General features: G+C 63.6%; 14 protein-coding genes. 4 read left to right on the forward strand and 10 right to left on the reverse strand.

Annotation, left to right across the window (positions count from 1 at the left end):
* Window positions 1-179: 179 nt before the first annotated feature.
* From pcaC to KFO72_RS39170, 6 genes are all read right to left on the reverse strand, one after another.
* Complete coding sequence (gene pcaC, locus KFO72_RS39145; protein ID WP_225034315.1) at window positions 180-578, reverse strand: 4-carboxymuconolactone decarboxylase; 399 nt, start codon at window positions 576-578, stop codon at window positions 180-182.
* Window positions 575-1,366, reverse strand: coding sequence for a 3-oxoadipate enol-lactonase (pcaD, locus tag KFO72_RS39150; RefSeq protein WP_060604070.1), 792 nt, complete (start codon window positions 1,364-1,366; stop codon window positions 575-577). Before pcaD ends, pcaC begins: the two co-directional genes overlap by 4 nt.
* A gap of 4 nt (window positions 1,367-1,370) precedes the next feature.
* Window positions 1,371-2,753, reverse strand: a complete 1,383-nt coding sequence (locus KFO72_RS39155) for a 3-carboxy-cis,cis-muconate cycloisomerase (protein WP_225034316.1) — start codon at window positions 2,751-2,753, stop codon at window positions 1,371-1,373.
* Window positions 2,754-2,896: 143 nt separating this feature from the next.
* Entirely contained in the window at window positions 2,897-3,556 is a 660-nt protein-coding gene (locus KFO72_RS39160) for a 3-oxoacid CoA-transferase subunit B (RefSeq protein WP_036000108.1), read from the reverse strand.
* Window positions 3,557-3,568: 12 nt separating this feature from the next.
* On the reverse strand, window positions 3,569-4,270 hold the full coding sequence (locus tag KFO72_RS39165; RefSeq protein WP_036002191.1) for a 3-oxoacid CoA-transferase subunit A: 702 nt from the start codon (window positions 4,268-4,270) through the stop codon (window positions 3,569-3,571).
* A gap of 327 nt (window positions 4,271-4,597) precedes the next feature.
* Window positions 4,598-5,776: a 4-hydroxybenzoate 3-monooxygenase gene (locus tag KFO72_RS39170; protein ID WP_225034317.1), complete on the reverse strand. Its 1,179-nt coding sequence runs from the start codon at window positions 5,774-5,776 to the stop codon at window positions 4,598-4,600.
* A gap of 139 nt (window positions 5,777-5,915) precedes the next feature.
* Here KFO72_RS39170 and KFO72_RS39175 point away from each other — a divergent pair, with 139 nt between their 5' ends.
* On the forward strand, window positions 5,916-6,839 hold the full coding sequence (locus KFO72_RS39175; protein ID WP_054932874.1) for a LysR family transcriptional regulator: 924 nt from the start codon (window positions 5,916-5,918) through the stop codon (window positions 6,837-6,839).
* A gap of 117 nt (window positions 6,840-6,956) precedes the next feature.
* Window positions 6,957-7,586, forward strand: coding sequence for a GTP cyclohydrolase I FolE (gene folE, locus KFO72_RS39180; RefSeq protein WP_007745422.1), 630 nt, complete (start codon window positions 6,957-6,959; stop codon window positions 7,584-7,586).
* A gap of 175 nt (window positions 7,587-7,761) precedes the next feature.
* On the opposite strand, the gene KFO72_RS39185 is transcribed toward folE, so the two are convergent.
* The 4 genes from KFO72_RS39185 to KFO72_RS39200 all read right to left on the reverse strand — a co-directional run bounded on the left by KFO72_RS39185 (window position 7,762) and on the right by KFO72_RS39200 (window position 10,950).
* On the reverse strand, window positions 7,762-8,682 hold the full coding sequence (locus tag KFO72_RS39185; RefSeq protein WP_225034318.1) for a DMT family transporter: 921 nt from the start codon (window positions 8,680-8,682) through the stop codon (window positions 7,762-7,764).
* Window positions 8,683-8,765: 83 nt separating this feature from the next.
* On the reverse strand, window positions 8,766-9,593 hold the full coding sequence (locus KFO72_RS39190; protein ID WP_225034319.1) for an AraC family transcriptional regulator: 828 nt from the start codon (window positions 9,591-9,593) through the stop codon (window positions 8,766-8,768).
* A gap of 19 nt (window positions 9,594-9,612) precedes the next feature.
* Window positions 9,613-10,545, reverse strand: a complete 933-nt coding sequence (gene epsC, locus KFO72_RS39195) for a serine O-acetyltransferase EpsC (RefSeq protein ID WP_054932877.1) — start codon at window positions 10,543-10,545, stop codon at window positions 9,613-9,615.
* 171 nt (window positions 10,546-10,716) lie between these two features.
* Complete coding sequence (locus tag KFO72_RS39200) at window positions 10,717-10,950, reverse strand: hypothetical protein (protein WP_007586604.1); 234 nt, start codon at window positions 10,948-10,950, stop codon at window positions 10,717-10,719.
* Window positions 10,951-11,234: 284 nt separating this feature from the next.
* On the opposite strand from KFO72_RS39200, the gene KFO72_RS39205 reads away from it, so the two are divergent.
* Window positions 11,235-11,684 (forward strand): DUF3005 domain-containing protein, encoded by a 450-nt coding sequence (locus KFO72_RS39205; RefSeq protein WP_225034320.1) that lies wholly within the window; start codon window positions 11,235-11,237, stop codon window positions 11,682-11,684.
* Between the two features lie 175 nt (window positions 11,685-11,859).
* Window positions 11,860-12,465 carry a short chain dehydrogenase gene (locus tag KFO72_RS39210; protein ID WP_225034321.1) on the forward strand — a complete coding sequence of 202 codons (606 nt, stop codon included), beginning with the start codon at window positions 11,860-11,862 and terminating at the stop codon, window positions 12,463-12,465.
* The last annotated feature ends 129 nt before the right edge of the window (window positions 12,466-12,594 follow it).

Here is a 12,594-nt window from a genome sequence, read left to right on the forward strand (position 1 = left end):
GCACAGGGGCGACGCCTGAAGCTAGATAACGCATCGCGGATGCCAGCGAAAAGGCAAATCGGCGGATGCCAGCACAAACAACAAGCACACCACCCCAAAGCCTGCGCAGCAAAAAAACAAAAGCCGCGTGACACACAAATCACAACGGCTTCGCCAAACAAAAAAAACCCTACCCGAACCTACCCCTTAGGAACATCCTCCTCATCCTGCTCCTTAAAAACCTTATCAGCCAGATGAAAAGCAGAATTCGCGGCCGGCACGCCACAATAAACAGCAGTCTGCAACAGAACTTCCTTAACCTGCTCCCGCGTCACCCCATTATTCCGCGCCGCGCGCAAATGCAGTACAAGTTCCTCGCTGCGATTCAGCGCGACCATCATCGCAATAGTCAGCAAACTCCGCGTATGCCGCGGCAGCCCCTCGCGAGTCCAGATCTCACCCCACGCATACCGCGTGATGAAGTTCTGAAACTCCTCCGTCACCTCAGTGCGATTCGCCAGCGACCGGTCCACATGCGCATCGCCCAGCACCGCGCGGCGCACGCCCATGCCCGCTTCGTATCGTTGATCGTCGTTCATCGCTGCCCCTTCAGAAAATCGAGCACGGTCTTCGTGAACACGTCGGAAACTTCGATGTTCGAGATATGCGAAGCATCCAGTTCGACATAACGTGCGCCCGGAATCGACGCCGCCAGCTCGCGGCCTTGCGCAGGCGTCGCGGCAAGATCATGCGTGCCCGAAATCACCAGCGCTGGCGCCTTGATACCGGGCGCTTCAGGACGCAAATCCGTCGCATTGATCGCTTCGCAGTTCAGCGCGTACCCTTCCTTGTCGGTGTGCACAAAAACGTCGCGAACATAGTTGAACACCAGCGGCTCGCGTGCAACGAACTCCGCCGTGAACCAGCGCGGCAACACGGCATCCGACAACGCGAGCATGCCTTCCGTGCGCGCACGCGCCGCCCGCGGCACCCAGACTTCCGGCGAGCCGATGCGCGCCGCCGTATTGCACAGCACGACACGATCGATGCGGTCCGCGTAGCGCGCCGCAAGGCCCACGCCCGTCAATCCGCCCATCGAAATGCCGCAAAAATTCGCGCGCGCGATCTTCAACGTATCGAGCAGACCAATCACGTCGCCCGTCAATTGCTCGATCGAATACGGTCCCTTCGGCGCTTCCGAATGGCCGTGGCCACGCGTGTCGTAACGCAGCACCCGAAAGTGCTTCGCGAATTCGGCAACCTGCGGTGTCCACATCGACAGATCGGTGCCGAGCGAATTCGACAGCACGAGCCACGGCGCGCTGCCGTGCCGGTCGCCGTCGATCCGGTAGTGAAGCTCGATGCCATTGACTGCGGCGTAAGGCATTCCTTTACTCCTGATGTTGATTCGCGCGCGCTTTGCGCGCGGTATGAAGAGCCAGCACGGCGTCAACGAAAGCGTGCGCGCTGCCCACGTAATGCGCCGGATCGAGCAGACGCCTGAGTTGCTCGACGGGCAGATGTTGCGTGACGGACGCATCGGCTGCCAGCACGTCGAAGAGCGTCTTGCCGCTCTTCACAGCCTCTTTCGACGCATGCTCGACAAGATGATGCGCATCCATACGGCCAATCCGGTCGCCGAGCGCGAGCATCACCGCTTCGCCGAGAATCAGCCCATGCGTCACCTCCAGATTCGCCGCGAGCCGCTCGATATTCACTTCGAGTCCCTGCGCGATCTGTTCGATGTTCGCCAGCGCGCCGCCCGCGAGACGCGCCAGATCGGGCAGCGTGTCCCATTCGGCCTGCCAGCCGCCGAGCGCACGCTCGTGCTCCTGCACCATGCCGCCGAATACGGTTGCGACGAGGCCGGGCGCGCGCGCCGCCGCCGTCAGCACGGCCGCGCAGCCAACCGGGTTGCGCTTGTGCGGCATCGTCGACGAGCCGCCTTTGCCGGCGGCAACCGGCTCGCCGAGCTCGCCGAGTTCGGTCTGCATCTGCAACGAGATATCGCGCGCAATCTTGCCGAGCGTGCCGATCAGCATGCCGAAGAACGACGCCGTTTCGGCGATGCGGTCGCGCTGCGTGTGCCACGGCACGGCAGGCATCGCCAGGCTCAATTCCTTCGCCAGCGCGGCGGCCACCACGCCGCCCTTGTCGCGCAAACTCGCGAGCGTCCCCGCCGCGCCGCCGAACTGCAATACGAGCACGCGCTCGCGCAACGTGTCGAGCCGCTCGCGATGACGCAGCAGCGCGTCGAGCCATTGCGCGAACTTCAAACCGAGCGTGATGGGCAGCGCCTGTTGCAGCCACGTGCGGCCGATCATCGGCGTCGCGCGATGCTGCTGCGCGAGCGCGGCAATCGCGTCGCAGGTGTATGACAACGCGCCGTCGAGCAGATCGAACGAATCGCGCAGCTGCAGCACGGTGGCCGTATCGATGATGTCCTGGCTCGTCGCGCCCCAATGGACGAACTTCGACGCTTCCGCGTCGGCGTCCTTGACGCGCGCAGTCAGTTGTTTGACGAGGGGAATCGCGAGATTGCCGCCGAGCGCGGCGTCGCGGGCGAGCGCGTCGGCGTCGAGTTTTTCCGCGCGGCAGGTCGACTGGATGGCGGCCACGGCCGATTGCGGAATCACGCCATGTGCCGCCGATGCGCGCGCCAGCGCCGCTTCGACGTCGAGCATCCGTTGCAGCGTCGCGCGCGGCGACCAGATGTCGTTCATCGGCGGCGTGCCGCAGATCAGGCCAGTCAAGCGAGCGCTAGCTTCTAGCATGATGTTCTGTGCTTTGGGATGAATGCGCGTTGGGTCGCGCCTGTCAGCGCGCGGCGTTCGGCTTCATTGTCGCCGAACGCCGCGCCGAGGTCACGCGCGCATTTGCGCGCGCGTGGCTGCTACGTGTCGCGTCTGTGTATCGCTCAGGCCGCGCGAGCCTGCTGCGTGCCGTCGATCAGCGCGACGCCCGTCAGTTTTTCCAGTTCCGCGAAGTCGATATCCGAGAAGATTTCGCGCACGACGAGGCCGTCTTTCGTCACGTCGATCATCGCGAGGTCGGTGTAGATTCGGTCCACGCAACCGACGCCCGTCACCGGGTACGAGCACTCGGCGACGATCTTGCTTTCGCCCTGCTTGGTTTGATGCTCCATCATCACGAACACCTGCTTCGCGCCGATAGCCAGATCCATCGCGCCGCCGACAGCGGGAATCGCATCCGGCGCGCCCGTGTGCCAGTTCGCGAGGTCGCCCTTCGACGAAACCTGGAACGCGCCGAGCACGCAGTAGTCGAGATGGCCGCCGCGCATCATCGCGAATGAATCGGAGTGGTGGAAGAACGCGCCGCCCGTCAGCAGCGTGACGTGCTGCTTGCCGGCGTTGATCAGTTCGTCGTCTTCCTCGCCTTTGGCGGGCGCGGGGCCCATGCCGAGCAGGCCATTTTCGCTATGCAGGAAGATTTCCTTGTTCGCGTCGAGGTGGTTCGCCACCAGCGTCGGCACGCCGATGCCGAGGTTCACGTAAGCGCCTTCAGGAATGTCCTGCGCGACGCGCTTCGCCATTTCATCGCGGGTCAGTCGTTTCATGTCCGGTCTCCTTCAGGCGGCTTGTTCGGGGCGTTGCGAGGCGTGAGCCGCCTGCGGGACTTCGACGATGCGCTGCACGAAGATGCCCGGCGTGACGATCACTTCCGGGTCGAGCGCGCCGAGCGGCACCACTTCCGACACCTGCACGATCGCCGTCTTCGCCGCGCTTGCCATGATCGGGCCGAAGTTGCGCGCCGTCTTGCGATAGACCAGGTTGCCCCAGCGGTCGCCCTTGTACGCCTTGATGAGCGCGAAGTCCGCGTGCAGCGGCGCCTCCAGCACGTAATGCTTGCCGTCGATCACGCGCGTTTCCTTGCCTTCGGCCAGTTTGGTGCCGTAGCCCGTCGGCGTGAAAAAGCCGCCGATGCCCGCGCCCGCCGCGCGGATGCGCTCGGCCAGATTGCCTTGCGGCACGAGTTCCAGTTCGATTTCGCCCGCACGATAGAGCGCGTCGAAGACGTAGGAATCGGTCTGACGCGGGAACGAGCAGATGATCTTGCGCACGCGCTTCGCGTTGAGCAGCGCGGCGAGGCCCGTATCGCCGTTGCCGGCGTTGTTGTTGACGATGGTGAGTTCTTTCGCGCCCTGTTCGATGAGCGCGTCGATCAGCTCGGAAGGCATGCCCGCCGTGCCGAAGCCGCCGATCATGACGGTCGCGCCGTCATGCACGTCGGCAACCGCCGACTGGAGTGACTCGAAAATCTTGTTGATCATGTCGAATATCCTCTGAAACGCGTCGATCCGCGCCGCGCGCTTCCCCCATTAACGGTGAAACGCGCGCCGGACGGTCTCCACGTCCGCTTTCGTCCTGCATAGCCTGCTGACGACGGCATGCAGACCTCCTGGAGGCCGCATGTGTTTGGCTCGCCCTTCAATTCCTGTCGCCCGTCGAACTCTCGAAAAGTTCTCTATGCGAACACAGTTTCGTTTAGCGAACGTACCGGCGCATTATGGTTTGCGCTCGCATCTCTTGTCAAGGCAACGGTTTCGTGGTTTGCCCTATGCGGCGGCGTGCCGCCGGGTTTGCCGCCGGGTCGTGGTTTAGTCGCGAAACGGCAGCCCCACATAATTCTCCGCCAGCATCCGTGAAGCCGCATCGGAATGCGCGACGTACCGCAGTTCGGACATCTTCAGCCGGTTGACGAACGGCGTGTCGTCGAACGACGGATGCAGCATGTTCGTCATGAAATACGAGAAATGTTCGGCGCGCCAGACGCGCTCCAGACAGGTCGCCGAATATGCGGAAAGCAGGTCGTCGCGGCCTTCGCGATAACGCGCCGCGAGCGCCTTCGACAGCACGCGCACGTCGGCGACGGCCAGGTTCATGCCCTTCGCGCCCGTCGGCGGCACGATGTGCGCGGCGTCCCCGGCTAGATAGAGGCGCCCGTATTGCATCGGCTCGCACACGAAGCTGCGCATCGGCGTCACGCCCTTTTGCGCGACGTTGCCGATGGCAGGCAGCCAGCCGTCGGCGTTCTCGAAGCGCGTGTGAAGCTCCGCCCAGATGCGCTCGTCGGGCCATTGCGCCAGGTCTTCGTCGGGACGGCATTGCAGATAGAGACGCGTCACCTCGGGCGAACGCATGCTGAACAGCGCGAAGCCGCGCTCGTGATGCGCGTAGACGAGTTCGTCGCAGGTCGGCGCGGCGTGGGCGAGGATGCCGAGCCATGCGTAAGGGTAGACGCGTTCGAACGTTTGCAGCGCGTCGGCGGGAATCGACTCCCGCGCGATGCCGTGAAAGCCGTCGCAGCCCGCCACATAGTCGCAGTCGATGCGCTGCACGGCGCCATCGTGCGTGAATCGAACCCAGGGTTCGTCGCCCGTCAGATCGTGCAGCGACACGTCGGACACGTCGAAATACAGCTGTTGCTGGTGTTCGACGGCAGCGGCGATCATGTCGCGCACCACCTCATGCTGCCCGTACACCGTGATCGCGCGGCCGCCCGTCAGCGCCGTCAGATCGATTCGATGCCGCTTGCGCTCGAACAGCAATTCGATGCCATGGTGCACGAGCCCTTCGCGCCGCAGCCGGGCGCCGAGGCCGGCTTCATCGAGCGTATCGACGGTGCCCTGTTCGAGCACGCCAGCGCGTATCCGATGCTCGCAGTGCTCGCGCGACCGGCTTTCCAGCATCACCGATTCCACGCCCGCCAGCCGCAACAGATGCGACAGCAGCAGACCGGCGGGACCCGCGCCAATAATGGCAACTTGAGTGCGCATCGTTCGTCTCCGAGTCTTTTGTTCGAGTCATCAATTGATTCTCGGCGCTTTCCCGAATATGCGACAACGCGATTTTTAGGATAGGTTGTATACCCATAACCGATACTGTGCAGCGTTACATTACCGCGCGCGCCAAAGCATGGCCGAACTCGATCTCAACCTGATTCCCTACCTCGTCGCGCTCGAAGACATGCGCAACGTGAGCCGCGCCGCCGAACGTCTCGGCGTGAGCCAGCCGCGCGTGAGTACCGCGCTGGGTCGCTTGCGCGAATATTTCAACGACCCGCTGTTCGTGCGCACGTCGCGCGGCATGGAGCCGACGCCGCGCGCCCTCGCGCTGATTCCCGCTGCCCGCGAGGCGCTCGCGCGCATCGAGAAAGGCATGCTCGACTCGCAGGACTTCGATCCCGCGACGTCGACGCATACGTTCTCGCTGGCCTTGTCCGATGTCGGCGAAATCGTGTTCCTGCCCCGGCTGCTGCAACTCTTCGCCGAGCGCGCGCCGCATGCGAATCTGCGTTCGGTATCGTTGCCGCCCGCGCATGTCGAGCGCGGGCTGGAATCGGGCGATGTCGATCTCGCCGTCGGCTACTTTCCCGATCTCTCCGGGAACAACTTCTTCCAGCAGCGTCTGTTCACGCACCGGTTCATCTGTCTGATGCGCAGCGATCATCCGCTCGCGGGCGCGCCGCTCACGCTCGATCAGTTCATCGGCCTGGGCCACGCGGTCGTGCGCGCCGAAGGACGCAGCCAGGAAGTGCTCGAGCAGTATCTGGAGAAAAAGCGCATCCGACGGCGCGCCGTGCTGGAGACGCCGCACTTCATGAGCCTGCCGTTCATCCTCGCGCGCACCGATCTGATCGCGACGGTGCCGCACGCGATCGGCTTCGCATACGTGTCGGAACACGCGTCGATCACGCTTGTCGAGCCGCCTTTGCCGTTGCCCCGCTTCGACTTGCGCCAGCACTGGCACCGCAAGTTCCACAACGATCCGCGCGCGAGCTGGTTGCGCGGCGTGGTCGCGGAGCTGTTCAACGATGCGAAGGACGAGTGGCCGAAATGATCCCCGCCCGTCACGCCCGCACGAGCCGCGACGCATATCCCTGCTCGGCGTAGGGCCAGGAAACATGGAACAATGCCGCAACGTGCGATGCGCGTTTTAATGGAATTGGAGCGAAGGATGAATACGAAGAACACAACGTCCGCCGACGCACCCGGCCGGCCGTCCCGCGACGAGGCCGAAGAGGCCGTGCGCGTGCTGCTGCGCTGGGCCGGCGACAATCCTCAGCGCGAAGGGCTGCTCGACACGCCCGCGCGCGTGGTGCGGGCGTATGAAGAATTTTTCGCGGGCTATGAAGTCGATCCGCGCGAGATCCTGGCGCGCACCTTCTCCGAAGTGGACGGCTACGACGAGATGATCGTGCTGAAGGACATCCGCTTCGAAAGCTATTGCGAACATCACATGGTGCCCATCATCGGGCGCGCGCACGTCGCTTATCTGCCGGAGCATCGCGTGGTGGGCATCTCGAAGCTCGCGCGGCTCGTCGATGCGTTCGCCAAGCGTCTGCAGATTCAGGAAAAAATGACGGTGCAGATCGCCGACACGCTCAACGAAGTACTGCAGCCGAAGGGAGTAGGCGTGATTCTCGAAGCATCGCATCAATGCATGTCGACGCGCGGCGTGCACAAGGCCGGCGTCGAGATGGTGACGTCGCGCATGCTCGGGACTTTCCGCACCGACCCGTCGACGCGCCGGGAGTTTCTGTCGATCGTCCACGGCCCGACTTCCGTTAGCGTGGCGAATACCTGATTGGTCGAGGTCCACTGGCCCGCTTTAGCCACGCGCGCGGATGGCGCGTGGTTGTCTCAACGGTCTGGTCAGTGCCGCAGCTCTCAAAGCACGCTTAGTGGTTCTGATTGAAGTTGCATAAACGGCAAAAATTCTGGCGTCTGAGGCGGCCCAAGCAAAGCCAGGACCGACCAACTCACGCTTCCGCGCGCATTCTAATCGACCGAAACCGTCCGAACGTCGCGAGCAGCACCGCTGCCAGCACACACGCGACGCCCACCATCTGCGCATGGCTGATCGGTTCATGCAGCACGCCCGATGCAAGCGCGAGCGTCGACACAGGCACCAGCGCTGTCACAAGGCCCGCTTCCGCGCCGGTGAGGCGCGAAGCGCCCGCGTACCACAGCACGAAGCCAAGCACCGTCGGCACAAGCGCGTAATAGACGACGCCCGTAAGCGCGGCGACGACGTTCGCATCGAATGGCAGGCGCCACGGCTGCTCGAAACAGGCGGGCACGATCGCGACAAGCAAGCCGATTCCGCTCATCAGCGCGGACAGCGGCAGAGCCGGGACAGGCCTGTGCAGCTTGCGGTTGAGCAAGATGAAGAGCGCTTCGCAGACGATTGCGGCGAATACCAGCGCATTACCCGCGAGGGAATGCGTGCCGCTCGCGACCGCCACGTCGTCGAGGCGCACTGTGCAGGCGAGTACGCCCAGCGTCGCGAGCGCAATCGCGCCGAGCAGCGCGGGTGACGGCCGCTCGCCGAGCGCGAGCGCCGCGAAGCCCGCTGATACCGCGGGCAAGGTCCCCGCGATCACACCCGCATCGGCGGCCGACGCGAGCCGCATCCCGCCGATCAGACAAACCGTATAGCCAACGCTTCCCGCGCCCGCCTGCGCGATCACGAGCAACGCATCGTGCGCGTCGAGCTTCGGCCAGCGGACTTTTCGCCAACGCATCATTGCGGCAAAGATGGGAAACGCCATCGCAAAGCGCAAAGCCGTCGCCGAAAACGGCGGCAAGCCGCCCGCTATCGCCTTGCTGACGACGACCGTGCTGCCTACGCCTATCATCGCCAGCGCACAAAAGGAATATCCGACGTAACGCACGTTCATGCCACTGCCTCCTCGTATCGAACGATGAGGCGAGCGTACGGCCCGCGCTCACGCGCGGTCTTGAACGTTATTGCAGAAGATCATCAGCGGACGGCGGACGCGTAGCTCGCGGGCGTGACACCAAGAAGCCGCACGAACGCGCGCGTCATATGGCTTTGATCGGAGAAACCCGCCGAGACAGCGGAATCCGCCAGCGTAGACCCGCTGGCGATCAGTTGCCGCGCCAGCAGGACACGGCGCTGTATCCGGTAGGCATGCGGCGGCAAACCGACTTCATGCGCGAAACTGCGCAGCAGATGAAAACGGCTCATACCGGCTTCGGCGGCGAGATCGGCGAGCGTCGATGCCGACACGGGATCGTCATCGATACGGTTTTTCGCGCGCGCGACAGGACCGATGCGTTCGGGTCTGTGCGGCAATGACGTCGCGTGGTATTGACCCACATAAGAAAACAACGCGATCAACGCTTCTTCGCAAGCGAGATTGTCGGGCGATACGCCCTCGTTTGCCTCATGCACTGCAACGGAGAAAAGTCGCGCAAACCGCAGCGATAGTTGCGCGTCGTTCAACACGGGGCGCGTCAACTCCACTTCCCGCAACGGTGACTCCGCGCATTCGGCGACCGTGCCGATCACCAGCGACGGCTCGAAATACAGCATCCGCCAGGCACGTCCGTGTTCGTCGAGCGGACTGCCGTCATGCACTTCGCCGGGATTGACGGTGATGACATCGTGCGCGCGCGCTTCGACAGGTCCACGCCCGCTTGCCGAACGCTGTCCGCCAGCGACGACGATGCCGATGCCAAAGCGATCGTGCGAATGACGCGCAAACGTGTGAGTGGTGTGCGCGACGGTCGCCTCGACGCCGTCGAGCGCGCAACGCAACATCTGGACGCGCCCGCGCGGCTTCATCGTCTCAGGCGCCCGCGCATCAGCGCCGCCCTTCGTCGTTGCGGCCGCGCTCGCCTTCGCGAATCTTGCCCTGCGACACGCTGCTGCCCGGCGGCACGCTATGCGTGAGCCACACGTTGCCGCCGATCACCGAGCCGCGTCCGATGGTCACGCGGCCCAGAATGGTCGCGCCCGCGTAGATCACGACATCGTCTTCGACGATCGGGTGACGCGCATTGCCTTTCACGAGCGTGCCGTCTTCATCCGCGGCGAAGCTCTTCGCGCCGAGCGTCACCGCCTGATAGACACGCACGCGCTCGCCGATGATGGCCGTTTCGCCGATCACGACCCCCGTGCCGTGATCGATGAAGAAACTCGGGCCGATCTGCGCACCCGGGTGAATGTCGATACCTGTCGCCGAGTGCGCGATCTCGTTGATGAAGCGCGCCAGCAGCGGCACGCCAAGCTGGTGCAGCGCATGGGCGAGCCGGTGGTGCGTCATCGCCCATACGCCCGGGTAGCAGAGCAGGATTTCGGTGATGTGCTGCGCGGCGGGATCGCCGACGTACGCCGCCTGGATATCGCTGACCAGCAACGCGCGAATGCCCGGCAACTGCTTGCCGAACTGGCGCGCGACGTCGAATGCGAGCGCGCTCAAATCGGCATCCGGCGTCTCTGCGTGCTCCGGCAGGAAGCGCAGCGCGCGGCGGATCTGCTCGGCCAGCAGGCGCAGCGTGCTTTCGAGCGTATGACCCACGTAATAATCGACGCTCTCGTCGGTCAGATCGGGCGCGCCATAGTGCGTCGGGAAAAGCGCGGCGCGCAATCCCGCGACGATGTTGATCACGCCGTCGCGCGACGGCAGTTCGCGGATACCGCGCGGATGGCGCGTGCGATGCAGTTCCTCACGCGACGCGCGCAGTTCGGCGACGATCTGTTCGAGGCCCCAGTTGTGGGAGGAAACATTTGACATGGCGAGAACGGCAGTCGCGCGCGAAGCGCGACGAAAGTGAATTGTCCCCAGAGATTACCGCGTTTCGGCGCACGCCGCCGGGCGCCCGTGCGGATTGCATAAAGAACGCATAAGGAACGGCTCATGCAGTACCGGGCGTTGCATGCGCGGGAGTGCGTAGCAAATGACGTGCTATACGGTCATACTGCTTGCATCGATCCAGCGCACCGCCCAGTCGCGAGCATGCGCGATAGCGGCTGCTTCGTCAGTGAAGCGGAGGTCGGTGGGAAAGAAGCGGTTGGCGACGAGTTCGCCATCGCTGGAGCGCGACACGACTACATACGGTTGCCATGTCCCATCGCCCGCGCGCGCCGGCGCGCAGTTAAGCAAGTAGCCACGATGTGTGAATGCAGCATCAACGTGCATGAGTCACCCGCCCCTGACTGCCTCATAGATGGTCCTTTTGCGAGTGCAATGCCGTGTGTCGAGGCAGTCGATGAGACTGCGGCGGTCATGCTCTTGTATGCGTTGCTGCACTCGAACCAGAATAATACTCTGTAGGAAAAGGGCGTCCACCAAAAAAATAGTAAAAATTCGCGCGTTACCCTAAGCGCCGTCGCGCGTGGATTCCAACGTGATTGGGCGCTCACGCGGAACGAGTTTTGCTCGCTCCCAATGCTTTGAAGGCATGAGTCAAGGAGGGCGTAAAAATGAGCCTCAACACCCGCAAGATACCGGCGACACAATCAGGAACCCATGTCGCGCGCAGCGCCGAGATGCACAACGACCGCACGCACGACAGCACGGTGGACACCGACAGCAAGAATCACGAAGCCGCGCGCATCGCAGGCCACGCGCCGATCGGCCCGGATGAGATCACCACCAGCAACGCATCGCTCGTCAACAGCGTGCCCGACAACCCGTATGCGGAACTGGCGGGATTCGACAGCCGCATCGGCGGAAACCATCTGCTGCTCGCGCTGGAGCCGGGCTATCGCATGATCGACAAAGGCATGACGGTGCCCGAGCCCGCCGAGCACTTCGACGACCGCTTTCATGAAGCCACGACGCCAGCGGACCAACGCACGCGCGGGCGCATTCATTTCGCGCTGAATCATCAGCGGCCGATGCGCGTGATCGAACTCGAGCGCGTCAAGTGAATGCTGCGCGCCTGCCGCACGATGCGCCGTCGCGTGGCGCGTCGTGCGCGTTTCGCGTTTTTGCGAATGTCGATGCGATTCGAAACTCCTGGTTGCATGACTTCGTCGCACGCGCATCTTTTTCGCGTTTGAAACGATCAGCACAATCGGCGCAATTTCATCCACGGAGCAGCAGATGAGCAAAATCGTCGTGATCGGTGCAACGGGTACGCTCGGACAGGCCGTCGCCGCCGAACTGAAAGCGCGGCATGAAGTGATCGAAGTCGGCGCGACGCGTGGCGCGCATCAGGTCGACAGCACGGACCCGGCGAGCGTCGAACGGTTGTTTCAGACAATCGGCAAAGTGGACGGCGTCGTCACGGCGACGGGCAAGGTTCACTTCGGCCCGTTGCCCGAGATGACCGTCGATCAATTCTGGGTCGGCCTGCGCGACAAGCTGATGGGACAGATCAATGTCGTGCTCGTGGCGCAGAAGTATGTGACTGACGGCGGTTCGTTCACGCTGACCAGCGGCATTCTCGCCGACGAGCCGATCAAGCTGGGCGCCAGCGCGACGACAGTGAATCTCGCGCTCGAAGGCTTCGTGCGGGGCGCGGCGATCGAACTGCCGCGCGGTATTCGCATCAATGTCGTGAGCCCGACGGTGCTGACGGAATCGATGGAAAGCTACGCGCCGTTCTTCCGCGGCTTCGAACCTGTCGACGCGAAGAAGGCCGCGCAGGCGTATCTGCGCAGCGTCGAGGGCGCGCAGACGGGACGCGTGTATCGCGTCGGCTACTAGCACATTGGGTTGGCTTCTGTTCGCGAGCGCACGTTGTCGTGCGCTCGTTTTTCATTGCGCGGCGCTTGCCGTTTAGTGAATCTCCGGCTCACCCGCCGCAGCGCTTGCGCCATCGCGTTGCAGGAAGTC

Source organism: Paraburkholderia sp. XV, assembly GCF_020177535.1.
In the GTDB taxonomy this organism is placed as follows: domain Bacteria; phylum Pseudomonadota; class Gammaproteobacteria; order Burkholderiales; family Burkholderiaceae; genus Paraburkholderia; species Paraburkholderia caribensis.

Bases quoted from the DNA above. Each gene is read 5' to 3' on its own strand.
- pcaC (WP_225034315.1), bottom strand. From the start codon at position 578: ATGAACGACGATCAACGATACGAAGCGGGCATGGGCGTGCGCCGCGCG.
- pcaD (WP_060604070.1), bottom strand. From the start codon at position 1,366: ATGCCTTACGCCGCAGTCAATGGCATCGAGCTTCACTACCGGATCGAC.
- KFO72_RS39155 (WP_225034316.1), bottom strand. From the start codon at position 2,753: ATGCTAGAAGCTAGCGCTCGCTTGACTGGCCTGATCTGCGGCACGCCG.
- KFO72_RS39160 (WP_036000108.1), bottom strand. From the start codon at position 3,556: ATGAAACGACTGACCCGCGATGAAATGGCGAAGCGCGTCGCGCAGGAC.
- KFO72_RS39165 (WP_036002191.1), bottom strand. From the start codon at position 4,270: ATGATCAACAAGATTTTCGAGTCACTCCAGTCGGCGGTTGCCGACGTG.
- KFO72_RS39170 (WP_225034317.1), bottom strand. From the start codon at position 5,776: ATGCGCACTCAAGTTGCCATTATTGGCGCGGGTCCCGCCGGTCTGCTG.
- KFO72_RS39175 (WP_054932874.1), top strand. From the start codon at position 5,916: ATGGCCGAACTCGATCTCAACCTGATTCCCTACCTCGTCGCGCTCGAA.
- folE (WP_007745422.1), top strand. From the start codon at position 6,957: ATGAATACGAAGAACACAACGTCCGCCGACGCACCCGGCCGGCCGTCC.
- KFO72_RS39185 (WP_225034318.1), bottom strand. From the start codon at position 8,682: ATGAACGTGCGTTACGTCGGATATTCCTTTTGTGCGCTGGCGATGATA.
- KFO72_RS39190 (WP_225034319.1), bottom strand. From the start codon at position 9,593: ATGAAGCCGCGCGGGCGCGTCCAGATGTTGCGTTGCGCGCTCGACGGC.
- epsC (WP_054932877.1), bottom strand. From the start codon at position 10,545: ATGTCAAATGTTTCCTCCCACAACTGGGGCCTCGAACAGATCGTCGCC.
- KFO72_RS39200 (WP_007586604.1), bottom strand. From the start codon at position 10,950: ATGCACGTTGATGCTGCATTCACACATCGTGGCTACTTGCTTAACTGC.
- KFO72_RS39205 (WP_225034320.1), top strand. From the start codon at position 11,235: ATGAGCCTCAACACCCGCAAGATACCGGCGACACAATCAGGAACCCAT.
- KFO72_RS39210 (WP_225034321.1), top strand. From the start codon at position 11,860: ATGAGCAAAATCGTCGTGATCGGTGCAACGGGTACGCTCGGACAGGCC.